The sequence below is a fragment of the Butyrivibrio sp. XPD2002 genome, assembly GCF_000423945.1.
Taxonomy (GTDB): domain Bacteria; phylum Bacillota; class Clostridia; order Lachnospirales; family Lachnospiraceae; genus Butyrivibrio.
Map to the genome: position 1 here is coordinate 360,843 of NZ_AUIY01000001.1, position 24,950 is coordinate 385,792.

General features: G+C 42.0%; 19 protein-coding genes and 1 tRNA gene. 1 reads left to right on the forward strand and 19 read right to left on the reverse strand.

Annotated elements, in window-relative coordinates; genetic code table 11:
• Positions 1–39: 39 nt before the first annotated feature.
• The 11 genes from G587_RS0101500 to G587_RS0101550 form a co-directional block, all read right to left on the reverse strand.
• Entirely contained in the window at positions 40–2,211 is a 2,172-nt protein-coding gene (locus G587_RS0101500) for a cell division protein FtsA (RefSeq protein ID WP_026490789.1), read from the reverse strand.
• Positions 2,211–2,807, reverse strand: a complete 597-nt coding sequence (gene coaE, locus G587_RS0101505) for a dephospho-CoA kinase (protein WP_026490790.1) — start codon at positions 2,805–2,807, stop codon at positions 2,211–2,213. The genes G587_RS0101500 and coaE overlap by 1 nt, the downstream gene beginning before the upstream one ends.
• On the reverse strand, positions 2,808–5,558 hold the full coding sequence (gene polA, locus G587_RS0101510) for a DNA polymerase I (protein WP_026490791.1): 2,751 nt from the start codon (positions 5,556–5,558) through the stop codon (positions 2,808–2,810).
• A 63-nt stretch (positions 5,559–5,621) separates the two neighbouring features.
• Positions 5,622–5,948, reverse strand: coding sequence for a zf-HC2 domain-containing protein (locus G587_RS20935; RefSeq protein ID WP_051200522.1), 327 nt, complete (start codon positions 5,946–5,948; stop codon positions 5,622–5,624).
• A gap of 187 nt (positions 5,949–6,135) precedes the next feature.
• Complete coding sequence (locus G587_RS0101520) at positions 6,136–7,575, reverse strand: glycoside-pentoside-hexuronide (GPH):cation symporter (RefSeq protein WP_026490792.1); 1,440 nt, start codon at positions 7,573–7,575, stop codon at positions 6,136–6,138.
• A gap of 17 nt (positions 7,576–7,592) precedes the next feature.
• Positions 7,593–9,074, reverse strand: coding sequence for a DUF6937 domain-containing protein (locus G587_RS0101525; RefSeq protein WP_026490793.1), 1,482 nt, complete (start codon positions 9,072–9,074; stop codon positions 7,593–7,595).
• Positions 9,067–11,559: a glycoside hydrolase family 2 protein gene (locus G587_RS0101530; protein ID WP_026490794.1), complete on the reverse strand. Its 2,493-nt coding sequence runs from the start codon at positions 11,557–11,559 to the stop codon at positions 9,067–9,069. Before G587_RS0101530 ends, G587_RS0101525 begins: the two co-directional genes overlap by 8 nt.
• A gap of 179 nt (positions 11,560–11,738) precedes the next feature.
• Positions 11,739–12,815, reverse strand: coding sequence for an HD-GYP domain-containing protein (locus G587_RS0101535; protein WP_026490795.1), 1,077 nt, complete (start codon positions 12,813–12,815; stop codon positions 11,739–11,741).
• 89 nt (positions 12,816–12,904) lie between these two features.
• A tRNA-Leu gene (locus G587_RS0101540) sits at positions 12,905–12,987 on the reverse strand.
• 109 nt (positions 12,988–13,096) lie between these two features.
• A complete protein-coding gene (locus G587_RS0101545; protein WP_026490796.1) occupies positions 13,097–13,375 on the reverse strand; it encodes a hypothetical protein in 279 nt (92 codons plus the stop codon).
• A 21-nt stretch (positions 13,376–13,396) separates the two neighbouring features.
• Positions 13,397–14,146, reverse strand: a complete 750-nt coding sequence (locus G587_RS0101550; RefSeq protein ID WP_051200524.1) for an alpha/beta hydrolase — start codon at positions 14,144–14,146, stop codon at positions 13,397–13,399.
• A gap of 241 nt (positions 14,147–14,387) precedes the next feature.
• Between G587_RS0101550 and G587_RS0101555 the strand changes: the two genes are divergently transcribed.
• Entirely contained in the window at positions 14,388–14,588 is a 201-nt protein-coding gene (locus G587_RS0101555; RefSeq protein ID WP_026490798.1) for a hypothetical protein, read from the forward strand.
• Between the two features lie 82 nt (positions 14,589–14,670).
• Here G587_RS0101555 and G587_RS23995 read toward each other — a convergent pair whose 3' ends face one another.
• The 8 genes from G587_RS23995 to G587_RS0101595 all read right to left on the reverse strand — a co-directional run bounded on the left by G587_RS23995 (position 14,671) and on the right by G587_RS0101595 (position 24,892).
• The gene (locus G587_RS23995) at positions 14,671–16,194 is read right to left on the reverse strand and encodes an Ig-like domain-containing protein (protein ID WP_051200526.1); all 1,524 of its coding nucleotides are present in this window, start codon (positions 16,192–16,194) and stop codon (positions 14,671–14,673) included.
• 109 nt (positions 16,195–16,303) lie between these two features.
• Positions 16,304–17,959, reverse strand: a complete 1,656-nt coding sequence (locus G587_RS0101565; protein WP_026490799.1) for a putative manganese-dependent inorganic diphosphatase — start codon at positions 17,957–17,959, stop codon at positions 16,304–16,306.
• Between the two features lie 113 nt (positions 17,960–18,072).
• The gene (locus tag G587_RS0101570; RefSeq protein ID WP_026490800.1) at positions 18,073–18,366 is read right to left on the reverse strand and encodes a hypothetical protein; all 294 of its coding nucleotides are present in this window, start codon (positions 18,364–18,366) and stop codon (positions 18,073–18,075) included.
• Positions 18,367–18,412: 46 nt separating this feature from the next.
• Positions 18,413–19,240, reverse strand: coding sequence for a GLEYA domain-containing protein (locus G587_RS0101575; protein WP_026490801.1), 828 nt, complete (start codon positions 19,238–19,240; stop codon positions 18,413–18,415).
• A gap of 146 nt (positions 19,241–19,386) precedes the next feature.
• On the reverse strand, positions 19,387–21,114 hold the full coding sequence (locus G587_RS0101580; RefSeq protein ID WP_026490802.1) for an ABC transporter ATP-binding protein: 1,728 nt from the start codon (positions 21,112–21,114) through the stop codon (positions 19,387–19,389).
• Positions 21,107–22,846 (reverse strand): ABC transporter ATP-binding protein, encoded by a 1,740-nt coding sequence (locus tag G587_RS0101585; RefSeq protein ID WP_026490803.1) that lies wholly within the window; start codon positions 22,844–22,846, stop codon positions 21,107–21,109. Before G587_RS0101585 ends, G587_RS0101580 begins: the two co-directional genes overlap by 8 nt.
• On the reverse strand, positions 22,843–24,528 hold the full coding sequence (locus G587_RS0101590; RefSeq protein WP_026490804.1) for an RsmB/NOP family class I SAM-dependent RNA methyltransferase: 1,686 nt from the start codon (positions 24,526–24,528) through the stop codon (positions 22,843–22,845). The genes G587_RS0101585 and G587_RS0101590 overlap by 4 nt, the downstream gene beginning before the upstream one ends.
• Positions 24,518–24,892, reverse strand: coding sequence for a metal-dependent transcriptional regulator (locus tag G587_RS0101595; RefSeq protein ID WP_026490805.1), 375 nt, complete (start codon positions 24,890–24,892; stop codon positions 24,518–24,520). The genes G587_RS0101590 and G587_RS0101595 overlap by 11 nt, the downstream gene beginning before the upstream one ends.
• Positions 24,893–24,950 lie beyond the last annotated feature (58 nt).

A 24,950-nucleotide genomic window follows, 5' to 3' on the forward strand; every position in this document is an offset into this window, starting at 1 on the left:
TGTGAAAAATATGTGTTTATAATATTAAAAATTTATTTACTATTTCCAATATACTTCGATCTTGTCGCCCTCATGAATAGCCTGCATGTAGTCGGGAGTACCGCCATTTAGCGTAGTTACTATCGATCTGCCGTTCGGCTTGCTGAGATCAAAATCTATTACATCGAATATATCTACAAAAATATAATCCGATTTGCCGTGAAGTACAATAGGCTCATTGTTAACTATTACATGAAGATCATGTGTAATCACACGTCTGGTGGGCGCTGCGGTTCTTTCAACAGTTGCCTGAGTTGTTGTTCCGCCTGAGAAGCTAAGACTTCCGTCCTCATTCTCCTCAAGGTCAAGATCAGCATCCGCATCATAGGAGGATTCCTCATTCTCCTGCTCTATTGCCACCTCGTCTGCATCAGGGAAGTTAGCATAGTAATCCATGATAGCATCAGTGCCGCTCTTAAACTCAACCTTGAAGTTCTCGTAAACAGGTGTGTCCCCGTTTGCAACCTCATTATTAACAGTTATAACTGTAAACTCTGTGAGGTCAATGTCAAGGAGCTGTGCTATCTGAGCTGCTGTCTCGTAATCAAGAACCTTGATGTCATCGCCTGACTTAATGTCGTAGAGACCTGTCTGAGGTACACCGTTAACCTCTGCGGTTCTCGGAACATCTATATTTTTGCCATCTACTGTGATGTTGATCGTTCCCTTAAATTCAGGGATGTCCGAAAGCTCGCTCTTACCTGCTTTTCCTACAGTAGAGCTTGTTACCTCGATTATGTCGTTGGCATGAATCTTGGTATGGATGTCTGCAGGTGCACCGTTAAGTGTGATAACAGCTGCTTCACCGGGCTCACCGCGAACCATTCTCTCCTGTCCGTTGACAGTGAATCTAAGCTCCTCACCGCGCTTGGGGAAGAGATCCTCGTTGGGGAAATCTGCCTGCATAGCTGCGTCGACAATCGCAAGCTTACCATTGTCATAAATCTTGGTCTGCTGTCCGTTGAATGAAACAAATACAAAGTTGTTGGACTGCTCATAAAAGCTTACGCAGATACCAAGAGGAGTAACCATAAGAGAATCATGCTCGATGGTCTCATCCTCGTTAAGGAAGCGAATGTTCTTCATAACTTCCTCACCGCGAAGTGCAACACGCTCCTCCGGAATCTTCATCTCCTTGGCAAGAGCCTTGGTATATCCGGGAACGCATCCGCCACCACCTACTACAAATACAGCGCTAACAGGCTTATTGCCGTTAAGCTGCTTGATCTGCTGGGTTACCATCTTGGACATCTTCTCAACAAGGGGCTTTATCATCTTTGCAATCTCTTTAGCGGAGATTGTCTTTTCAAGGCCCATGATGTCCACATACTTAACCTGATCCATGTGGCTTGCATCAATTTTTATCTGATCTGCTGTGTTGAAATCAACAAGGCAGTGCTGGGCAATTATTTCTGTAATTGAGTCACCGGCGATGGGAAGCATACCATAGGATGTGATCGTTCCATCATCAGTGATACAAATATCGGATGTACCTGCACCTACGTCAACAAGTGCAAGGTTCAGCATTCTGTACTGAGGCGGGATTGCAACCATCATAGCGGCTATAGGCTCGAGAGTCATATTAGCTACTTTAAGGTCTGCTCTCTCACAGGCTTTATAAAGTCCGTCAACACAGTCATCAGGAAGGAATGTTGCGATAAGGTCAATTGCAACTCTTCCTGCATTATGTCCCTCAAGGTTAGCTATCTGGTAATCATCAAGATAATAATGCATTACAGAATATCCAACCAGATAGAACTTCATATCTGACTGATTCTGTGCCAGGAACTCCTGATATGCCTTCTCAACAGCCTTGGACTCTAAGTTATAGATTTCCTCCTCTGTGAGCTCTCTGTTGTCGGTATACTCCTCCTCGAAGTTGGTCTTCATGGTTCTGAGCACACGACCAGCGGCTGCGATGCATACATCTGTTAAATGTATCTGTGTCTGCTGCTCCAGGTTTTCCTTAACCTTTCTGATTGTCGCGCCGACCTTACCAATGTCGTGGATCTGTCCATCGAGCATTGCTCTGGTCTCATGCTTTTCTACGCACTGGGCGATAACATTGAAGATCTCATCCTCCATGTATCCAACTGACCCCACCACGCTTCTTGTTCCGATATCAAGACCGAATACTACATTTTTTTCTGATTGTTCTGCCATCGTTGCCATCAGTTTTCCCCCAGCTTTGAATCAATTTGACTTTCCGTGTCCTTTTCATCACCGCTATTGTCTATTACAAAATCGGCATACCTTCTAAATTCTTCGTCACTTAGCTGCCCGCTTAAAATGTCGTTTATCTTCTCATCAGAGTAGCCTCTGGAAGCCTTAAGTCTCTGCCTCCTCACATCCTCCGATGCATATATGTACCACAGTTCATCTACTATTTTGTCATACCCATTCTCGATAAGCAGCGCCGCCTCTATGAAAAGATAATCAAGCTCACCTGATTTCCTCTCCTTATCAATCTCCCCGAATATAAAGTTGTTAACCGCAGGATGAAGGATTTCATTAACCTGCTTTAAAAACTTTTCATCAGAAAAGATCTTTGCGGCCATTTTGCTCTTATCGATTTCAAGGTCACTTCCAAGAATATCCTCAGATAACAGTTTGACTATAGGCTCGTAACAGGGCTGCCCCTTAAGCTTTATGTCGTTAGCAACATTATCCGAAAAGATGATCCTGCATTTGCATTTCTTCTGTATGTAGTTCAAAACTGTGCTCTTACCGGCTCCAACACCGCCGGTAATTCCTATAATCTTTGTCACTTACTTCGCCTCAAACCAGTCAGTACCTGTGTGGCATTCAGCCTCCATGGGAACAAGGAGGTCAGCTGCCTTTGTCATCTCTTCCTCAAGGAGCTTACTAATAATTTCCACCTCGTCCTTTGCTGTCTCTATCAAAAGTTCATCATGAATCTGAAGAATCATTCTGGATTTAAGTTCTTCTTTTCTGATGCGTCTCCATACCCTTATCATGGCGATCTTGATGATGTCAGCTGCTGTTCCCTGAATGGGAGCGTTCATTGCAACTCTCTCACCAAACTGTCTCTGCATGAAGTTACCGGATTTAAGCTCCGGCATGGGACGTCTTCTCTTGTAAAGAGTTATGGCGTAGCCCTTTTCCTTTGCATCATTAACAGCCTTATCCTGATATTCCTTAACTCCCGGATATGTCGCAAGGTAGTCCTCCATGTACTTCTTTGCGTCAGATCTGGAGATATTAAGATCCTCACTTAATCCGAAGGCGCTTATACCATAGACAATTCCGAAGTTTACAGCCTTTGCATTTCTTCTCTGGATATCCGTCACTTCCTCGAAGGGAATTCCAAATACCTTGGAGGCTGTGGCTCTGTGAATGTCTTTTCCCTCATGATAAGCATCGATAAGTCCCTTATCCCCGGACATATGTGCAAGGATTCTCAGTTCGATCTGAGAGTAATCCGCATCTGCAAATACATAGCCTTCCTTTGGAACAAATACTTTTCTGATAGCTCTTCCAAGCTCTGTTCTCATGGGGATATTCTGAAGATTAGGCTCTGTTGAGCTTATTCTTCCTGTAGCTGTAATCGTCTGGTTAAAGCTTGTATGTATCCTCTCATCATCGCCGATAAAGGCTGCAAGGCCATCTGCGTAGGTACTCTTAAGCTTTGTAAGACCTCTGTACTCTAAGATATCCTTAACTATTGGATTCTCTGCAGCGAGCTTCTCAAGTACGTCCGCTGCTGTGGAATAACCGGTCTTGGTCTTTTTACCGCCCTGGAGTCCCAATTTCTCAAAGAGAATTTCTCCAAGCTGCTTGGGTGAATTGATATTAAAATCAGTTACTTCACCGTTTGTCGTACTCTTAACTTCCTCATGTATGCTTGAATCAAGCTCATTTATTCTGCCTGTAAGCTTATCTCCGTAAATCTTAAGCTCGTCTCTCTTAACAAGAATGCCTTCCTTCTCCATATCGTAGAGAATGTAGGTAAGAGGCATCTCTATGTCTGTCATAAGAGTAAGCATATCCTCTTTCTCGAGGCGCTCCTCAATTTTGGGAGCTGCCATAAAGTTCACATAGGCAAGATATCCAGCGTACTCTTTTCTTAAGTCCTTATCAGCATCAGCGGGATTCTCTTTTCCGAAAATCTCGGTTTTAGACCTTATGGAAAGCTGCAGATACTCAGTTGCTATATCCTCAGGCAGATAGTCATTCTTAAGAGGATTTATAAGATATGCTCCGATAAGTGTATCAAAGGATGCCTTTTTCTTATCCTCGTAATTATCTATCTCGAAGGGCTTAAAGTATCTGTAGGCATGCTTTATATCAAAAAATGAAAGTCTGCAGTCCTTTGATAGCTCTTCAAGCTTTTGTCCAAGATATCCTTCTGTAACTGCATCATCTGTCTCAAAATAAGTTACCTTGTTATCTGAGGTGCAGATGGCAAATCCGATAAGTGTCTTAGGCTCTTCGAAGGTCTCAAAGAGTGAAAGCTGCTGATTTTCCTTGCCCTTTCCGACTCCGCCTGTAAGGTCTGAGAGGATTCCGATTCCAATGAATCTGTCATCATGACCGCCAGCGTATACAGAAGCTTCCTTAAAAGCTGCCTCAACCTTATCCATTCCGGATATCTCGTCAATTACCAGCTTTACCTCGGTCTTGGTAACATTGTCATCGAATCTTGATAACAGGTTCCTGAAGTTCAGCCTCTTAAACATCTCATAGGCATCTCTGCCAAGGATGTCGTCTATACCTGCATTCTCGAATTCATAGTCGAACTCTGCATTAACATCGATTGTTGCAAGCACCTTGCTTAAATCACAGAGCTCTCTGTTGGCTGCCAGGGACTCTCTTATTGATTTCTTACTGATGTTATCAAGGTTCTCATAGATTTTCTCAATGGATCCGTAGGTGGTCATAAGCTCTATCGCAGTCTTCTCACCTACCTTGGGAACACCCGGAATGTTATCGGATGAATCTCCCATGAGTGCCTTAAGCTCTATAAACTGTATGGGGTTAACCTTGTAGAGCTCCTCCACATCCTTTGCGAAGTAGTTCTCGATTTCGGTCTTTCCCGCTTTTGTCTTAGGGATTCTGACACAGATATGATCTGTTGCAACCTGAAGAAGATCTCGGTCTCCGGAGACAAGTCTTACCTCCATACCCTCCTTCTCGCCACGCTTGGCGATGGTTCCAAGGATATCGTCAGCTTCAAGCCCCGGCTTTTCCATGCGGCATATCTTCATGCTGTCCAGAACCTCCTTCATAAGAGGTACCTGCTGACGAAGCTCTTCAGGCATGGGCTTTCTGGTGCCCTTGTACTCTGCATATATCTTGTGTCTGAAAGTCGGCTCATGAACGTCAAAGGCAACAGTCACGTAGTCCGGCTGCTCCTCGTCAATGAGTCTGAAAAGAATATTCAGAAATCCATAGACGGCACCTGTATGAAGGCCTTCGGAATTAGTAAGATCCGGAAGCCCGTAAAATGCTCTGTTCAATATGCTGTGTCCGTCTATAAGTAGTAATTTCTTCCCCATTTTAAAAAATGTCCCCAACTGGCTTTATATTTTTTATGCTTAATATCTAAGTAGTATTTTGTATTATCCAAGTCCTATAGCAAGTGCAATCGCTGCTATGATCTCAGCCACAACTATAACCTGCAGAAAAAAGGCCGCATTAAGCAACCTCTTCCTGACACGCAGTCTCTGCCAGGCGTCGTTAGTGGTAGTCTGCAGTTCATTGGCAAGGTTAAACGTACTTCCATCCTCAAGCCTCTGAATACCTGTTTCAATAAGAAACTGTATGGTAAGCTCTTCCTTACAGTTCTTGCATTTATCCATATGATTCAAAAAAGCTTCAAGAGAATAATTATCCAGTTCATCTGCTAAAAAGCCCGGAATCATCCTCTGAAATTCTTTACAATCCATAGTATCCTCTGTCAATTTTTGTAGGTTTTAGACCCCTATATCTTGTATGGACATAATCGTTCTAAGCATACTACTAAACAATATATAGCATACACCAAAATGGCAAATCTAACAATACTATTTACCCTATCGGAAACTGCATAAAAATAAAACGTGGCGCAAATAATTTACGCCACGTTTGTCATAATTATGCGATTTTTCGTTTTCCCTCTGCAATCTCCGCAGCAATTTCTTCGATCTTCTCATCAGTGAGAATGTACTTTTTGCTGAACCAGAATATTGCAAAAACAAGTCCTGCAATGGGAATTATTGTCATTGTCATACGAAGGCCCATCTTCTGCATAGCGCCTACGCCAAGTGAATAGTCAACTGCTTCTGCAGCCTCTGCTGTGTCATTGCTGAGTGCAAGCATCTGTAGTGACAGCGCAGCGATAAAGGCTGATACTCCTGAAGCAAGCTTTACTACGAAGGTCTGCATCGAGAAGATAACTGACTCATCTCTTCTTCCGTTTTTAAGTTCGCCGTAGTCAACTGTATTTGCAAGGAATACTGTTGTGATTACTGAGAGCATTCCGTTTGCTGCAAAGATGAAGAAGCCGGGAACAAACAGAAGATACACATTGTTCATTGATGTGGAAGCCAGTGCGAGGAGTGAAATATATCCTACAATAGCCATTCCCATGCTTATGTAATAAATCTTTATTGATGTAAAGAACCTTCTAAGAAAGGGATACAGAAGCATCATAGCAAGAATCTGTATTCCGCCGCCAAAGGTAGAGAACAGTGTATATGCGCCTCTCCAGTCGGTTCCACCAAAATCGTATTTAAAAAAATAGATTACAAGGTTTGACGTTATATAAATTGAGCAGTTTACGATAACGATAGCAACAACTACTGCCATAGCCTGATCGTTCTGAATGAGCGCCTTGAACATCTCGCCTATTGAAGGAGAATCCATATCTACTGTTGATTTCTCCTTAACACTGAGGCAGCAGATAACAGTAAATGCTATAAACAGTACTGCGACGCCCAGGGTGAAATATGAAAATCCCACTCTCTCAACCTCTCTGTCTGTGATGCCCTCACCGCCAAACATACGGCCAAGTGCTGATACAGACATAACGGTAACGATAGTGATTATCGCTGATCCCACACCTGCACAGGAACGGGCGAGTGTTGTAAGGCCTTCTCTCTCTTTTCCTCCCTCAGTAAAAGCAGGAATCATTGACCAGTAAGGGATGTCCATCATTGTGTAGGTTACGCCCCAGAGGATATAGGTAACTGCAGCGTATACCACAAGTCCTGAGCCTTTTAATGTAGGCGGAGCTGTAAACATCATGTATAAAATTATTGCATTTGTAATGGTTCCGATAAGAAGCCAGGGTCTGAATTTACCAAAGCGTGTCTTGGTCTTTGCCACGACCATTCCCATGATCGGATCGTTAAAAGCATCAAATACGCGGGCTGCCATAAGTATCGCACCCATAGCCACTGCGCTGACTCCCAGGATATCCTGGAAATAATAAAGAACGTAGGATGCTGAAAGCATATATACCATGTCCTTACCAACTGCACCCAATCCATAGGATGCCTTTGCCCCTGCTGAAAGTTTACTCTGTTTGTTCATTTTCTTCCTTCTCCCTATCAGATTTCTTTTTTCATACCCATAGCAAGCTCTACTACCTTGTAGGCTCCGTCATAAAGGCCTGACTTTTTATTTTCCAAAATGCACTCACACATCTCATCAAGAAGTGGTGTCTCAAGGAACTGATCAAGCATCTGTACTGTGTGAGGAATATCTCTGCACTCAAGGGTTCCGTCGCCCACCTCTGCTGAGTGGATCGCGCCCCACATCTCATGCTTTCCGACTCTCTTGATAAAGAGCTTCGGCACAGGATAAAATGCAAGCTCGCTGGGCTTTGTCACAAGAACATCGCAGCTTCTCATAAGAAGATTTGTGCAGTACACAGCTTCAAAGATGTTTTCGTGCCAGAAGCCGTGGATTCCTGTAACCTCTGTGTCCGGATTAAGTGCATCCTCTGCGAATTTCTCAGTGTCCTTGAAATCTCCCAAATGCTCATGTATATGTGAGTTCATCTCAGGAATTTCTTTTTTAAGGTCCTCCCAGACCTGTCTGTAATCACCTACGTTAACGTAAAGTGCTGCCTTTTTCTCAGCTATCTTGGGAAGAAGGTATTTGATAATTGCAGCAAATATCTCCTTCTGAGCTCCTGCTCCTCCGATTGTAAGAAGGAATCTCATGGGCTTTCCATTTTTCCTTCTTGAAATCCTTGCCTCGCAGTCGCTCTCAATGTTGGATACAAGCTCATGATCGATGTAGTGACCTGTATATACAAGATCCTTCTGCGGCATAGGCTTGCAGATTTCCTTCTTGTTCATTCCGTTAAGGATTCTGTATCCCATGTAGGCATTTCTGCACTGTATTGTGTGAACTGAGCCTTCTGAAAAATGAAGTGCCATGGGCCAGTTATCGGGAATAGCATTTACAACATATTTCATTCCAGCGTGGATAGCTGCCTGTGCAGGCCACACGTGGGTTCCGATAACAGGAATCTCCTTGGGAACATTCTTATAAACAGGTGCCATAAGCTCTGCATTCATCTGATCTGCTGCATTATAGGACAGTGCTCTGAAGCCCTCGTAGTTAACAGGCTCCCAGACAAGCTTATTGAAAATCGGATTCTTTGAAAGTCTTGAACCCAGAGAATAAAGCTCGTTCTGTGCACTTATTACCTTGGTGCAGGTGGTGTGCGGATATGAATTTAAATCCATCCAATAGGGTGTATAGCCAAGGTGCTTAGCACATGAAGCCATGGCCATACTTATTCTGTAATGTCCAAATCCCATTCTGATATTTCCAACGATAATGCCGTTCTTAGTATCGAAAGGAAGGCTACCTGCATTTGATGTATTTTCAGGCAAAACCTCGATGTTCTGAACTCCAAGGCTCTCACCTATATAGTCATTTTTTACGATATTTATAGGATAATTGGCCTTAGAATCGTCACCGAATTTCTTAATATTTTTTTCCTTTGTCTTTACTGCCTTTCTATAAACACTGTCAGGCATTACGTTTCCGAAAATAACTTTGGATTTATCAGACATTAATTCCTACCTCTTTATGTATATTAAAACTTATTTCTTTTCTTAATCTGTCCACTCCGGCGTCAAGCTTGATGGTCAGCTTACCGGTTGTACCCTGTCGGCTGTTGGACTTGATATATGTACCTGCCATTCCGCCTCTTACAGGAATGGTCTTGGGTCCTATGATCCTGATGGCACCCTCAGCCTTAAGCTTTATGGGCTCAGCAAAGAACGGAAGTACATTGCCGTTCTGGTCAACTACTCTGAATCTTATTGAAGCCACGTCATAGGATTTACCTTCTACGAGATCCGTATGGCTTATCAGGGTTTCGAGATTGATATCTCTTACTGTTTCCTTTATAAGAGTCTTTACAACCTCGCCATTTTTAATGGCTTCGAATTTAAATGATGTGGCCTTTCCTCCCCAGTCGCCTATGTATTTCTGATAAAGATCCACGATGTCCTTAACAGACATGCGATGGAAGGTCATCATCTTGGCGCCTGTTATCTTATCTCCAAGAGAAAGCTTATCCATTCCGTATCTTGCTGCTGTATTCAAAGCATGCTTTACATCCTCTGCAAAGCTCTTTGAGAACTTCTCATTTTCAGCAAGAAGATCTCCTATAAAATCATCCACCAGGATGGGGCCTCTCTTGATATTTTTGTAAGGCGTATCCTTAGGGAAAAACTCCTTGATGAATACGTCATTCTTGTACATCTTCACTGAGTCAGCATTGGAAAAGATCCATATATCTCCTCTGATACACTCAGGATGCTCGCCGATATCCATTGAAGATGACAGCTCAAGGACTGTATTATCATCTCCCTGCATCTCGTATGCCTTTGATGCAAGCTTGGGATTCCTGAACATGTCCATAACACCGTGATAGCATATTCTGTCACCGGAACCAAAGTCCTTGTGAGTGTTATAGTCGAACATGCACCAGCCAAAGCCTCCGGAGATATCGCCTTCACCTGCGATGGCATCCATTACGCGAACATGTCTCATGGCATGCTCAACCTTGTTATCCTCAGGATCAAAGCTCTTTGTGGGATACATATGCCCATTGTATTCGGTAACAAGATAAGGCTTACTCATATCAGGAGTTGCCTGCTTTTTCTTGATGCATCCCGGAGTCTTGCCATTGTGTGAAAAATCGTTAAGTGTATAAACATCCTCTAGGAGATGCATCTTGGTAGCTGCTCTTACTCCACCTGTAGGCCTTGAAGGATCAAGCTCATGAGCGACCTCGTTGGTCTCTGCATAAAATGAGTCATCATCTGCAGATTCGTTAATTCTGACTCCCCACATGATAATTGACGGATGATTTCTATATTGCAGGATCATTTCCTTTTCATTTAAAACTGCCTGCTTTTTCCATGCTTTATCACCAATGTGCTGCCAGCCTGGCATCTCGGTAAACACCAGAAGTCCGATTCTGTCACAGGTATCAATGAAGTCATGGGACTGCGGATAATGTGAGGTTCTTACCGCATTTAGGCAAAGCTCCTCTTTTAATATCCTTGCATCCTCTATCTGCATTGATGCGGGCATCGCATAGCCCACATAGGGATATGACTGATGTCTGTTTAAGCCTCTTAAAATGAGCTTTCTTCCGTTTAGGTAAAAACCTTCGGCCTTGAAGGTGGCATTCCTGAATCCGAACACTTCCTTCTTCTCATCAACAAGCTCCTCGCCTTTGTAAATCCTTACTATAAATTCATAAAGTGCAGGATTCACAACATCCCAGAGCACAACGGGAAGTGTGTGATAATCAAGGATGTTATCTCTGTTGGCAGGAACCTTGGCAAGCTCTATCTCATCAGCATATTCGTCCCTGGCATCAAGCGGAACCTTACCGGTTATGCGCTTTAGTGATTCAGTCACAACGCAGCCAGTAATATCTCCGCCGAGCTTTACTCTTGCGTGAAGGAAAGTACCTACTGTCCTTGCCTCTACTTCATTTTCAGCTGTGTCAGCGCTAAATACCTCAGGAACCTCAGTGTAGACAAATGTATCCTCAACATAGGTTCTCTCAGATATCTCAAGATATACGTCTCTGTAAATGCCGCCGTAGGTCATGTAGTCAACCACAAAGCCAAAGGGCGGAACATTCAGATTCTCTCTGCTGTCCAGCTTAACCGCGATTATGTTATCAGCCGTAAAATTAAGAAGATCTGAAATATCGAACTTAAATCCTGTATAGCCACAGGAATGAACTCCGAGTTTGGTGCCGTTAAAATAAACAGTAGCCTCGTGAGCCGCTCCCTCAAAGTGAAGGAATACTTTTTTACCGCTCCAGTGCTGGTCTGCCCTAAAGATCTTGCGATAGCCGCTAACCATCTGATATATAGCATCATCAAAGTAGTTGAACGGTGTCTCCTTAACCGTGTGCGGTATTCTGACCTGCTCCAGTGCAGAATCGTTATAGCCAACGCGGATCATCCCCTCATCAAAAGCCGTACTGAATTTCCAGTTATTGTTTAGATACAGTTTTCTTCTCATACTCTCTTTCCCTGGCAAGTCTAAAGCAAATATTTCTCTTTGATTTCTTGCCTAAAAAAGTGGAAACGCAAAATACTTTTCTACGTTTCCGCTTAACCATAGTAACACTTTTTGATTTATCCTACAAGAAACGAAACATCTAAACTTCGTTTCCTATATTTGTGCAAAAATACCATGCCTCAGATTATTTCAGTGATATACACATCCTTCATTCTACTGAGATCGATAAAAGAATCACCACATTTTACAGTGGGCCGTGACAAATTATCGGGATTTATATAAATAACCTCACCCTCAAGATTATTGCTAAGTCTCACCTTATTGGCAAGAAACGTATTGGCAATGTGACTAAGGAAGGTAAGTATTACATCAGCATCATATTTAATAAGACCATCAGCCTCGAAGGCACCTATAACCTTGAAGGGACTGACAGGATCGTGATTTGCTCTCTTTGACGTAAGATCATCATAGATATCAGCTACAGCGATGATCCTTGCAACCTCATCTATCTGCTCGCCCTTTATTCCAAAGGGATAACCTGAGCCGTCATGTCTTTCGTGATGCATGAGAACGGCATTTTTAATATGCTGGTCGATGTCCTTATCCTTTAAAAGCTGATAGCCAAGCTGCGCGTGGGTCTTTAGCGTCTCATTTTCACGAGCCGTAAGAGGCGTTGTCTTTGTAAGGATATCCTGTGGAATAACAAGCTTTCCTATATCATGGACGAGTCCTGCGGTAGTTACTATTCTGATTTCATCATCGCTTTTTCTCATCCAGCGGGCGATCATGTTGGATATCAATGCAACGTTGATGGAATGCATATAAATAGCATCATCATAGCCACGCATATTATGGATGATGTCCATGATTCCGGCACCTGTATCATTCTGATCAAAGAGCATCATTACAGGAGCCACTAGGCTCTGGGACTTTATGGCTTCATCAGAGGTAAAGGACTGCTTAAGAGCAGTTTCGAGATGCATGGCATCATTTTCAAGAGCCTTCTTAAAGTTCTGGAACTCCTCAGATTCCTTAAGTCTTTTGCCAAAGGATTCCTCAGAAGAGCTCTTGATGCTCTCCGGCTTTTCATCGTCTTCATTTATAAATACATTGAAAATGTTGTAATTGTGGAGTCTGCGAATAGCCTTGGGATCAATGGCAGTTCCCTTTGGAAGAACAAGCTGATCGTCCAGAGTATATACATTTTGCGCAAGTACCATTCCTTGCTGAATGTCATCAACGGATATAAGCTTCATAGGCTGCCTCGCAAAAAAAGAATCAAAACACAGGAATAAAAAATCCCGGCAGTCAAACAATCGTTGCTTGAATGTCAGGATCTATATAGTGCCGGCGGTGGGACTTGAACCCACACGCCCGTGAGGACAACAGATTTTGAGTCTGCATCGTCTGCCATTCCGACACGCCGGCGTATCTGCAAAAATCTGCGACTCACATATGTTAACATATCAAAAATTTATATTCAAGCATGAATTTAAACAGAATACCGTATTCGGTATCCCGATGCTAAGTGCGGCTCTTAGCTGTCCCATTCCTCGTACTCAAAGGACACTTCTTTTCTTCCTGCCTTTTTACCAACAAGATAGAAAATACCTGCAACCACAACAACGATTGCAAACACTGAAAGGCCGATAATGATCATGTTTTTCTTATCATTATCGAGCTTCTCAAAACGATCGGAAGCAAAGCAATATGCACTCTTAGCCTTATCTCCGGTGAATGAAAGAACCTTCTCAGCACTCTCTTTTAATTCGTCTACATCAAATTCCTGTAATTTATTTCCGAATAAGCTAAACATAATATGCCCCCTTTGTGTGGTTCAATCCACATTTTCTTGTATAAATGATATCATTTCTTTGCCTGCTTTAACAACCTCTTTACCATAAAAAACATGGCCGGCATCGGTAATTTGTATTATTTTAGCAGCAGGGAATTTTTTCCTGGCATCAATGCTATAGGACATGGGAACAACCTGATCTATATTTCCATGAAGAATAAGAACATTCCCGTGATATTTTTCCATACAGTCGTGAATATCCAATGAAAATACGTCTTCGTAGAACTTCCTTCCGACAGGAAGCCCGAAAACTGTAGATGAATCCTCGATCATTTCCTTTTTGGGATACTTTCTCTTTGCTTCATCAAAAAGAACATACGCAGGATATAGAAGCACCATGGCCCTTATTTCCTTGGGAGTCTGTGCAGCAGCTATTGTTGAAGCAACACCGCCCTGGCTCTCACCCATAAGGAATATGTTTTTCCTGTCAGCAAAGGGAGCCTTTCTGATATTCTCAACAACGGCCTCTATGTCTTCACTTTCAGTAAGCACAGACATTTCAGTCATTTTACCGTCACTTTTAGAGGAAAGACCTCCGCCGCAAAAATCAAAGATATAGCAGCCAATTCCTTCCTTCACAAGCATCTCAGCATATGGTCTTGTTCCCTCACGGCTTCCCCCGAAGCCATGTGCCATGATAACTATAGGATATCTACCCTTAGAATCGTCCGGCAAATATATTTCCCCAGAAATGTGATACCCGTCTCGCTCCACTATATATGTCTTTTGCATATCAGCCTCACATATATTACAGAACCACTTTTCCGATAATAATTTTATCAAAATTCCATTAAATTAACAAGTTTTGGGGCATGTATAAACGGTTAAAAAAACATAAAAATAATATTCATTTTTTAGAAAGAAATCTGTTGCATTAATTCAAATATGTAATACAATATATAGTAGTTGATGGGGAATTTTATCAACTATATGTATAAAATACCGTAAACTAGTCTATTTTTGGGGGTTTTTTATGTCAACATTATTGGCTCAGGAATATAACAATGAAGTTGAAAATGACAACGTTATTGATTACACATTGATCAGACACATGCTTCGTTCTATAGGCAATAATCATTGGTCAGTATCCAAGGCAATGGATGAATATGATGTACCTACTGACCAGCGCGATATCTATATGGAAACCATCGCTGACAAATTTTTCGTCAGTTAAACACTATCCCATTTCATGAGAAACAAAAATGGGCATATGCATAGCATATGTCCATTTTTGTTGAACCGATTTATAGTCTCCCTCATCTAACAGTGACCTTACAGGTCGCTTTCTTTTTGCCGTCCTTTGTAGTGACGGTTATCTTACATTTTCCTTTACCCTTAGCCTTAATGGTTCCGCTCTTGGATATCTTTGCAACCTTACTGTTGCTGCTCTTCCATACAAGTGATGTACTTGCATTTTCAGGCTTTATTGTAACTTCAAGCTTAAACTTCTTACCCTTTGCAAGCTTAACCTTCTTCTTATTGAGCTTTAAAGACTTAACTGCAGCGCCCTTACCGGTAACTGTTACATAGCAGGTATCTGATTTGCTTCCATCCTCGGAAGTAACCTTAATCTTACAGGTTCCTGCAGCTACGCCCTTAACCTTACCTGATGAAGAAACCGTTGCAACATCCTCATCGCTGCTACTCCACTTAAGGTCAGCATTTGAAGGATTAACGCTTACTGAAAGGCTACTGCTGCTACCTGCCTTAACACTTAGGCTGTCCTTATTGAGCTTAAGCGTATATACTACGCTGCCACCGATGCTGCCTGTATTGTAACTGGAGGAAGCCATCGGAAACTGCCTGTAGAAATCGCTTCCAGTATATTGAGACCATCTGTTGTGGTTTACGAAATCAGCATCACTCTTCATAAAATATGTATACTGATTGCTGGATTTTCCTGCGTCCCAGGTTGTATCAAGGTTGTAATAAAGGCCGTTAACACGGGCAATATTCCAGCCATGCTGACCATTACTTGTGCTACCTGCGAGCATTCTGCAGCCTACGCCCGCGTCATTTAGGAGTCTGTATACCAAAAGTGCATACCCCTGACATACTGCGCTGTTATCAACAGCAGCTGCATAACAGGTGTACTTCATGTTAGAGCTTCCGTAATTATATCTGACGTTATTGCAGACATACTGATATACGGAAACAATCTTGTCATATTCGCCCTTTCTTGCCAGTCCCAGATTAGAGGATATCTGATTAACCTTGGCTGTTACTGATTGTTCCTGGGCAGCGGTTGTGTAGTAGGTGATGGTAAACGCAAAGGTTCCTACGGTATTACCATCCTGATAGCTGTATCCAACCTGCATTCCTCTGCCACTGTAGCCCCACTTAAGGTAATCACCTTCATTACCTTTTCCTGTATGGTTCATAGCTTTATTAAATGCATTGTCAGCGGCACTTACAAGTGAAGTACCATTATAGTTGGTTCCGGGAAATGAAAAAGCTACATTGATATTTTTACTGTGGCTTTTAAGGCCTTCCTTAATCTGAACTGCAGCTTCATCCACTGTTGTAGCTTTATTAGCCGTCTTTAAAACCTCTCCTAAAGTAACCTTAAGCTCAGCGCCCTTATCGATTTCATCAAGCGATACCATACCCGCATATACGGGATTTACCTGGTATATAGCCTGGGTTACAGGTATATACTGATCGCTTTTATCTTCCGCATTGGAAATAATCGTTCCGGAACCGGAGAAACTAAGCAAAACTGCAGCTGCCGTGATGGCAGCAATTGACCGTATCTTTTCCCTCACAAAAAAATGTTTCATAAAATCACCCTCAATAACGAAAATTTGTTACTGAGGGTATTATAACATAGAATCATCCGCGAAATATTTTACTAACAATAATGATTGTATTAAAAATTGGTTAACTTTTTTACTGCTGAAGTGCTTCAACTATTGTAGGAAGAAGCTGCTTCTTTCTTGAAACCACGCCCTTTAGAAGCGCAATATTATCACTTCCTGCAGTGATATGGAAGCCTGCATCGATGATGCTCTCTGCCTTATTACCTTCAAAGGCAACTATCGATGATTCGGTGACGATATTGGTCATCATAAAGAAGATCATATCAAGGCCATCGCTCACCATGATGTCCTTTAATTCGGGCAGTACTTTTTCCTTTATCTCTGCAAGCTCCTCGGCGCTCATGGAGTTAACCTGGCCTATGCCGATGGTCTTATCCTCAACAGTGAACTTCTTGAAGTCCTGATGCACGATCTGCTTGGGAGTCTTACTTCCCATGTTAGAGCCTGCGCGGAACATCTCCCTTGCAAAATCATCTACATTTATTCCTGCAATCTCAGCAAGCTCCTGTCCCGCCCTTTTATCTACCTCTGTACATGTAGGTGATCTGTACATAAGAGTATCTGATATTATAGCTGAAAGCATAAGTGATGCTGTGGTCTTATCAACCTCAACTCCTGCTTCCTTATACATTGAGTAAATAATTGTACATGAAGATCCAAGGGGCTGATTTCTGAAAAATACAGGATTAGCAGTCTCAATGGAGGTCCCAAGTCTGTGGTGATCGATTATCTCAAGGATCTCTGCGTTTTCAGCGCCGTCAACTGTCTGGCTCTTTTCATTGTGATCAACCAGTATCAGCTGCTTCTTCATGGCACCCAGTAAGTTACGACGGGAGATCATGCCAACGTAATTGTCATCCTCGTCAAGCACAGGGAAATATCTGTGTCTTACCTGAGCCATGGTCTGCTGGATATCTTCAATAAAGTCGTTTGTATGGAAGGTTATCAGCTTATCCTTCTTCATAATGGAGCCAACAGGTGCACTCTCATTTATAAGTCTTGCGACAGTGAAGGTATCATAAGGAGTTGTGATTATTCTGCAGCCTCTCTCCTCAGCAAGCTTCTTGATCGTATTGGTGACTTTGGAGTCAATGCAGACAACAATACAAGCTGCCTGATTTTCAATGGCAACAAGCTGTGTCTCGTATCTGTTACCACAGATTACGATATCTCCCGGTACAATGACTTCTTCCATTATCTCAGGTGAAGCTGTAGCGATAAGTACCTTACCGGAGGTGATCTGCTCTGACATGTCGCCCACAAGCATCTTACCGTCAAGGGTATCTACTATATTACCATAATATGTTTTTGTCTCAGACAGGATTGTCGCATCATGAACGTCCATACAGGTCTCCATGATGTCATTGGTAGTGATAAGCCCTGCAAGCTTGCCGTTATCAGTAACGCAAAGAGTAACTACATTCTCTTCCTTCATTCTCTCCCAGGCACGCTTAAGTGAGATGTGGTCGTCATCTGCGCGAAGATCTCTTATCTCCATATCGCAGACCTGAGTACGAACATCCTTAGTGTAGCCCGGAGCCGGTATTCCAAATCTGTTTAATACAAACTGTGTCTCCTCGTTAATATGTCCGCAGCGTCTGGGCTCGCACACCTCTTCGCCCGCTATTTTGTTCTTAAGATTCGCATAGCAGATAGCAGCACATATTGAATCAGTATCTGGGTTCTTGTGTCCAATTACATAAATTGGTCTCTTTTTCATATACATCTCCTGGATTTTTATTTTGAATACCCTTTATGTTTAAGTTCTCATCTATATATTCCTAATATAGAGATAAGGGCAGTAAACTCACTGCCCTTATTGTAACTCATTTTATGAATTTATTTCACCTTTTTTATTTTAAGGTCGTAAGAAGCGTTACAGGGATGAGCCTTTTCAATCTTTATATAATACTTCTTACCCTTCTTGAGAGATATCTTTTTGGATTTAAAGTTTCCACAGCCCTCTATAAGTGTAGCTGAGTTTTTGGCATCAAGCTTTTTCTTACTCTTGTAGCCATATACCTGAAAAGAAGCGCTCCTGCCAGTATTGGAAGCATTGTTCACATAGAATCTGTATTTACCTGTCTTAGGAGCCTTGAATTTATATTCATAATCAAGTCCATCTCCTTTCAAGTATAAAAAGGGCTTGCATAAAACAAGCCCTTTGCATTTATATTTTTTATTTTACTTTCTTAACCTTAATCTGGTAGTGGATGCCCTCTCTTGAAGAACTGGTTATCTTAAGATAATACTTTTTACCCTTCTTAAGCTTTAAAGTGTTGATCTTGTACCATCCATTGCCTTGCCAAACAGTATGTGACTTACCATAGTCTTCCTTAGTCTTTGACTTATAAGCAGCGCAATGAACCCAGCCGCCATCTTTGGTATCTGCATCAACAATGCTGAACTTGTACTTACCGGTCTTCGGAGCCTTAAATACATACCAGTCTGTGTCGCCCTTGTTAAGAATTCCGTCAGTTGTCTTATTCTTCTTTAACTTTGTTGCAGCATTTGCGAAGTTGTTTCCTTCCTTCTCAAAATTTGAATATTTAACATTCTCAACTTTTATTTTGAAGGTATACTTGTAATAATCATTAAGGCTGTTAATTCTGAATGTGCAATCCTTACCGGCAGGATAAGCATATTCAGGAGATGTATCAGTTCCGTGTCCAAGCCAGGGAGATGTTTCCCAAATATCCTTGTAATCGATAGTTGCCTTTACAGATGCATAACCACTATCAACAGGGCTGTTATCCTCCTTACGTCTCTTTTCTGTAAGAATAATGCTCATTCTGAAAGAACCACTCTTAGGTGTTGTAAAATGGAAATAGAAATTATCCTGCGATGATGAAGATGATAATGTTACTGTTTTTTCCTGACCGATTGTCAGGTTTCCGCATTGATGTTCCTCCGCCTTTACATCACTTTTCCCCAAAGTGATAACTGCACAAAATACAGCAGCTGCAAGTGCAATACGCTTGCATACTTTTTTGATTTCTTTTCTCATACGTTTTCCCCTTTTTCTTTTTTTAAAATAACTTATATGAAACTCATTATTTTAATGAGATCACAGGTTCCCCCAAAGTTCTGTTTTACAAACAGAACCTTCACATTATAACACACATTTTAAACATGGTAAAACTTTTTTATCGTTTATTGCTCAAACTGGCTCTTATACAGCTGTGAATAGAAACCGCCTGCAGAAATAAGTGATTTATGGTCACCCTGCTCAATAATATGCCCATCCTTCATTACAAGGATTCTATCTGCCTCCTTAATGGTTGAAAGTCTGTGAGCAACAATAAAGCTGGTCCTTCCTGTCATCATCTTCTGGAAGGCTCTCTGAATCCTCATTTCAGTTCTGGTATCTATGGAGCTTGTTGCCTCATCCAAAATAAGCATCGGAGGTACATGGAGCATAATTCTGGTAATGCAAAGGAGCTGCTTTTGTCCCTGTGAAAGCATTCCACCATCCTCGCTGATAACAGTATCATAGCCTTCAGGAAGCTTTTTAATAAAGCTATGGGCATGGGACTTTTTGGCTGCTTCGATTATCTCTTCATCAGTAAACCCGCTTCTTCCAAGGGTTATATTTTCTTTAATAGTACCCTGTCTGAGCCATGTTTCCTGGAGCACCATACCAAAGTTCTCTCGGAGGTCAGCACGCTTAAGCTTTCTTATATCATTTCCTTCAACGCTTATGCTGCCCTTATCCACGTCATAAAATCTCATAAGAAGATTTATGATCGTGGTCTTACCGCTTCCTGTAGGTCCTACTATAGCAACTCTCTGTCCTTCCTTAACTGAAAGTGTAAGGTTCTTTATAAGCTCTCGTTCTTTATCATAAGAGAACTCTACGTCCTTAAGCTCGATATTTCCCTTTACGTTTTCAAGGGAGGGAGCCTTGTCATAATCCGGAATCTGAGGCTCTTCATCGATAAATTCAAACACTCTTTTTGCACAGGCAAGAGCGTTCTGAAGCTCAGTTACAACGCCTGATATCTCGTTGAACGGCTTGGTGTACTGCGTTGCATAGCTAAGGAAAATAGTAAGCTCACCGACACTCATGTTGCCGCTTACACATACAAACGCACCAAATAGAGCAACAAAGGCATAAACAGTATTGTTTACCACTCTGGTGCTGGGGTTTGTAAGTGATGAGAAAAATGTTGCACGAAGACTTGTATTAGCAAGCTTTTCATTAATCTCATCAAAAGTAACCTGATTTTCATCCTCATGGCCGAAGGCCTTAACCACCTTAAGATTACCTATCATCTCGTCAATAAGCGCAGTCTGATCTGCTCTTGCAACTGACTGCTCCCTGAAAAGTGAGTAAGATCTTGATGCAATAAATCTTGCCACAAAAAGTGATACCGGTGTGAGAAGCACAACGATAAGCGCAATCTTCCACTGCAGATAAAACATAAATACAAGTGTTCCAAGTATCGTTACAATACCTGTAAAGAGCTGTGTAAAGCCCATAAGAAGTCCATCTGCAAACTGGTCAACATCAGTAATTATCTTACTTACAACTCCGCCCTGTGGATGTGAATCAAGATATTCAAAGGGCAGAATCTGCATCTTATCAAAGGCATCATTCCTTACATCTCTAACGACGCCAAAGGTAATCCTGTTATTTACGCCGTACATAAACCACTGGCAAAGAGCTGATACCAGAACAACTATACCCATTCTGATAAGAAGTGCTTTAACCTTAACAAAATCAACGTCTCCAATACCGATTATGCAGTCAACTACATTACCTGCAATTATAGGAGCATAAAGAGCAAGGATTGCTGAAATCACAGCAAAGGTAATTGAAAAGAAAATCAGAACTCTATATGCGGAGGCATATTTTAATACACGCTTAAGTTCACTCATTTACTGCCTCCTTTCCAAACTGTGACTCGTAGATTTCTCTATAGGTCTCGCTATTTGCAAGAAGCTCCTCGTGAGTTCCTATTCCATCTACTCTGCCATCATCAAGTACTATTATCCTGTCACAGAATCTTACAGAAGCAGCTCTCTGTGAAACTATAAAGGTTACAGGCTTATACGGAAGCTCGGAAATAGCTTTTCTGAGCCTCTTGTCTGTCATGTTATCAAGAGCTGATGAGCTATCGTCTAAGATCAGCACTTCAGGCTTTCTAACAAGAGCTCTGGCGATAGTAAGTCTCTGCTTTTGTCCTCCGGAAAAATTCTTTCCTGCCTGGGTTATCTCAGCAGAAAGCTCGCCCTTTTTCTCCTTTACAACCTCTGTGGCCTGGGCTGTATTTACTGCATCCCATATCTCATCATCCGTCGCTTTATCGTTACCCCATTTAAGGTTGTCTCTGATTGTCCCCTTAAAAAGCATAGCCTTCTGAGGAACTACGCCTATTACTTCCCTAAGGGATTTGGAATCATATTCACGGACATCCTTCCCCTTATACTTAACAACGCCTTCATAGGCATCATAGAATCTGGGGATAAGGTTAATAAGTGTGGTCTTTCCGGAACCGGTTCCTCCGATGATTCCGATTGATTCACCCTTTTTAGCCGTAAATGTAACTCCCGAAAGGGAATTGTCACCGTCGCCCTTATATCTCATGGATACGTTTTCAAAGCTGACTACAGGCTCATCATCACTTATTGCTACAGCCTTTGCATCTATTGTTCCATCAACCATTGAACCCTTTTCCTCGAGCATAAGCTGTATTCTGTTACCGCAGGCAAAGGATCTGGTAACAGTGATAATAAGGCTCGCAAGTTTAACAAGCTCAACAAGTATCTGAGACATGTAGTTATAGAGCGCAACAACCGCACCTGTAGTAAGAATTCCTGCGTAAACCTTATCTGCACTTGTCTTAAGAAGAATGATTATCGCAAGGTTAAGAATCACGTATGTTATAGGATTCATAAGTGCAGAGATTCTGCCCACATACTCCTGAAGCTTTGTGAGAACCTCGTTTTTCTTTTTGAAATTCTCGTTCTCTGATTTTTCAAGGTCAAAGGCTCTTATAACTCTTACTCCTGAAAGATTTTCTCTTGTAAGACCAAGTACACCATCCACCAGCTCCTGGATTTTCTTATATCTGGGAATTCCCCAAAGCATGATTCCAAATATAACAGCTGATAAAACAGCGATTGTTACAAGGAATATCAGTGCCTGATGAAAATCTATGGTGAACGCCATTACCATCGCACCAAATACAACAAAGGGTGATCTTAGAAGGAGCCTCAGTGTAAGGTTTACACCCTGCTGCACCTGATTGATATCGCTGGTCATTCTTGTAATAAGCGTTGTGGTTCCAAGATTATCAATCTGCTCATAGGACAGACTCTGAATATTCTTGAAAAGATCCTTTTTGACAGCAGCCGCAAAGCTGGTAGCTGCCTTTGCAGCAAAAAACTGCGCCGTAACTGAGCACGCGTAACCAACTGCAGCAAGAAGGATCAGACCAAGACTCATCCTGATTATGTATGGCTTGTCACTGTTTCTTATTCCGTTATCGATAATCGCTGCTACAACCAGAGGCACAATAAGCTCAAAGGTTGCTTCAAGCAATTTGAAAAGCGGTCCAAGGACCGCCTCAAAAGAATATTTTTTCAGATATTTAAGTAGCTTTCTCATGTGTAAATCCTAAGTCCTTTCGGATAGTGATTTTTTAAGGTTCCACCTGCATATTTTGCCCATCCAAGGCCATAACCATAGGAAGAAATAAGATACCAGCCATTTTGAAGATCACCCTGTCTAAAGCACATACCGCCAATAAACTGCATGGACTTTGAGGCGGCAGACGGAGTCTGTGCAGGACTTGTGTCTGTCGTATCATCTGTTTTTAAAGTCTCTTCAAGTTCATAGCTAAGTACTGCCATATCAGTATCTATCGCAAGCGCCAGCGAATGTGAAGGTTCAAATCTTCCATTCTTTATTGTTCCAAGATGAAGTCCCGGACGCATGACAGTGAGCCCAGCAATTCCAGGCATTCCTTCCGGAGCAAGATATAGCTGCTCTCCGAACATGAAGGGCGTACCTTTTAGGCAGCCATCCAGTTTGCATATTGCCTTTGAACCCTTACCGGACTTTTTGTTTTTAGCTGATTTTTTATCAGCCTTCTTATCTTTATTTAAATCCGCAGCCTTGCCCTCAGTATCGAGAACAATTTCGATATTTTTCAAATACACATCTGCAAATTCCTTAAAGGGTGAAAGGTCATCTTCTTTTATCCCGCGTACTTTACCGTTTACACCATAAAGTCCTGCATTTAGAGAAATATCTCCATCCTTCTCAAATACCGCAAAGAAATGACCTTCACCATCAATCCTGTGAGGCCAGAGTCTTCCTGTGCACCTTTTGATATCAATGGAAATATTCTCAGGGATGTCCTTTGCAAAGGATATGTCCTTGGGATCTCCCTTCATGAATTCAAGAATACTTTTAAGGTTATCGGTATCGCCGCTTACCATACCCTCATAGAGCTCTACTGATACAGGCTTAAGTCCCCATGCCAGGAGCTTAGCAGCCTGAAGCTCATCCTCCTCAGGTGCGAAGGTGCATGTTGAGTAAACAAGTCTTCCACCTGGAGCAAGCATTTTAACAGCGTCCTTTAAAATGTCAGACTGTCTCTTTGCGCAAAGCTCCACATTTTCAGGACTCCAATTGCTTATAGCCTCATCATTTTTCCTGAACATTCCCTCGCCTGAGCATGGAGCATCAACGAGGATCTTATCAAAATAGCCTTCAAAAACATCAGACAGCTGCTCCGGCTTCATGTTAGTAACAAGAGCATTCTTAACACCGCATCTCTCAATATTAAGAGATAATATCTGTGCTCTCTTCCTGTCTATCTCGTTAGTGACAAGAATACCCTCACCCATCATCCTGCCTGCAATCTGAGTACTCTTACCACCGGGAGCTGCGCACAGATCCAGAATCTTCTCGCCCGGCTTGGGATCAAGATAATGAACAGGCGACATAGCACTTGGCTCCTGAATATAGTAAGCCCCTGCTTCATGAAGTGGGTGCTTTCCGGGAGCACCTTCTGAATACACTTTCCCTGCAGATTCCCAGGGAATATCTGAAGTAAATACGCATCCCTCTGCAGATAAAATTCTCTTAACTCTGTCAGAAGTTTCTTTGTCTCCATCATTCTTTTGCAAATTAGCATCAGTGTTCGAACAATCAACATTCTTCTTTAATGGATTTATTCTTAATGCTGAAATTTTATCCCTTGAGAGAGCAGCCGAAAATGCATCGTATTCGTCGCCCAGAATTGCTCTTATTCTAATTTCAAATTCTTTATCAAAGCTCATCTTTATGCTCTTTTAAAAACTTTTTAATTCCTTTGAAGGTTTCAGGACTGATAATGTGCTCAATTCTGCAAGCATCATTCTCAGCAACCTCTTCACTTACATTGGCAGTAAGCATAAGAAACTTCGTGAGATTCTTATGTCTGTCATATACACTTTTAGCCTTCTTTGCGCCTTCCTCAGTAAGCTCAAGCTCACCATCACCGGCAACAGTAAGAAAGCCGTTTTCTTTTAAAATACCAACCGCCCTTGATACACTGGGGCGTGAAAAGCCAAGCTCGTTAGCAACATCAATTGAACGAACATAGCCATTTTTCTTTTTTAAGAGATATATAGTTTCGATATAGTCTTCACCGGATTCCTGCATAGAAAATACCCTCCCTAATACATTTTAAGATGATTATTGCATATTATTTAGATTGTTT

Excerpts from the sequence above, each read along its gene's own strand:
- G587_RS0101500 (WP_026490789.1), bottom strand. The coding sequence starts at position 2,211 with ATGGCAACGATGGCAGAACAATCAGAAAAAAATGTAGTATTCGGTCTT.
- polA (WP_026490791.1), bottom strand. The coding sequence starts at position 5,558 with ATGGGGAAGAAATTACTACTTATAGACGGACACAGCATATTGAACAGA.
- G587_RS20935 (WP_051200522.1), bottom strand. The coding sequence starts at position 5,948 with ATGGATTGTAAAGAATTTCAGAGGATGATTCCGGGCTTTTTAGCAGAT.
- G587_RS0101520 (WP_026490792.1), bottom strand. The coding sequence starts at position 7,575 with ATGAACAAACAGAGTAAACTTTCAGCAGGGGCAAAGGCATCCTATGGA.
- G587_RS0101525 (WP_026490793.1), bottom strand. The coding sequence starts at position 9,074 with ATGTCTGATAAATCCAAAGTTATTTTCGGAAACGTAATGCCTGACAGT.
- G587_RS0101530 (WP_026490794.1), bottom strand. The coding sequence starts at position 11,559 with ATGAGAAGAAAACTGTATCTAAACAATAACTGGAAATTCAGTACGGCT.
- G587_RS0101535 (WP_026490795.1), bottom strand. The coding sequence starts at position 12,815 with ATGAAGCTTATATCCGTTGATGACATTCAGCAAGGAATGGTACTTGCG.
- G587_RS0101545 (WP_026490796.1), bottom strand. The coding sequence starts at position 13,375 with ATGTTTAGCTTATTCGGAAATAAATTACAGGAATTTGATGTAGACGAA.
- G587_RS0101550 (WP_051200524.1), bottom strand. The coding sequence starts at position 14,146 with ATGCAAAAGACATATATAGTGGAGCGAGACGGGTATCACATTTCTGGG.
- G587_RS0101555 (WP_026490798.1), top strand. The coding sequence starts at position 14,388 with ATGTCAACATTATTGGCTCAGGAATATAACAATGAAGTTGAAAATGAC.
- G587_RS23995 (WP_051200526.1), bottom strand. The coding sequence starts at position 16,194 with ATGAAACATTTTTTTGTGAGGGAAAAGATACGGTCAATTGCTGCCATC.
- G587_RS0101565 (WP_026490799.1), bottom strand. The coding sequence starts at position 17,959 with ATGTATATGAAAAAGAGACCAATTTATGTAATTGGACACAAGAACCCA.
- G587_RS0101575 (WP_026490801.1), bottom strand. The coding sequence starts at position 19,240 with ATGAGAAAAGAAATCAAAAAAGTATGCAAGCGTATTGCACTTGCAGCT.
- G587_RS0101580 (WP_026490802.1), bottom strand. The coding sequence starts at position 21,114 with ATGAGTGAACTTAAGCGTGTATTAAAATATGCCTCCGCATATAGAGTT.
- G587_RS0101585 (WP_026490803.1), bottom strand. The coding sequence starts at position 22,846 with ATGAGAAAGCTACTTAAATATCTGAAAAAATATTCTTTTGAGGCGGTC.
- G587_RS0101590 (WP_026490804.1), bottom strand. The coding sequence starts at position 24,528 with ATGAGCTTTGATAAAGAATTTGAAATTAGAATAAGAGCAATTCTGGGC.
- G587_RS0101595 (WP_026490805.1), bottom strand. The coding sequence starts at position 24,892 with ATGCAGGAATCCGGTGAAGACTATATCGAAACTATATATCTCTTAAAA.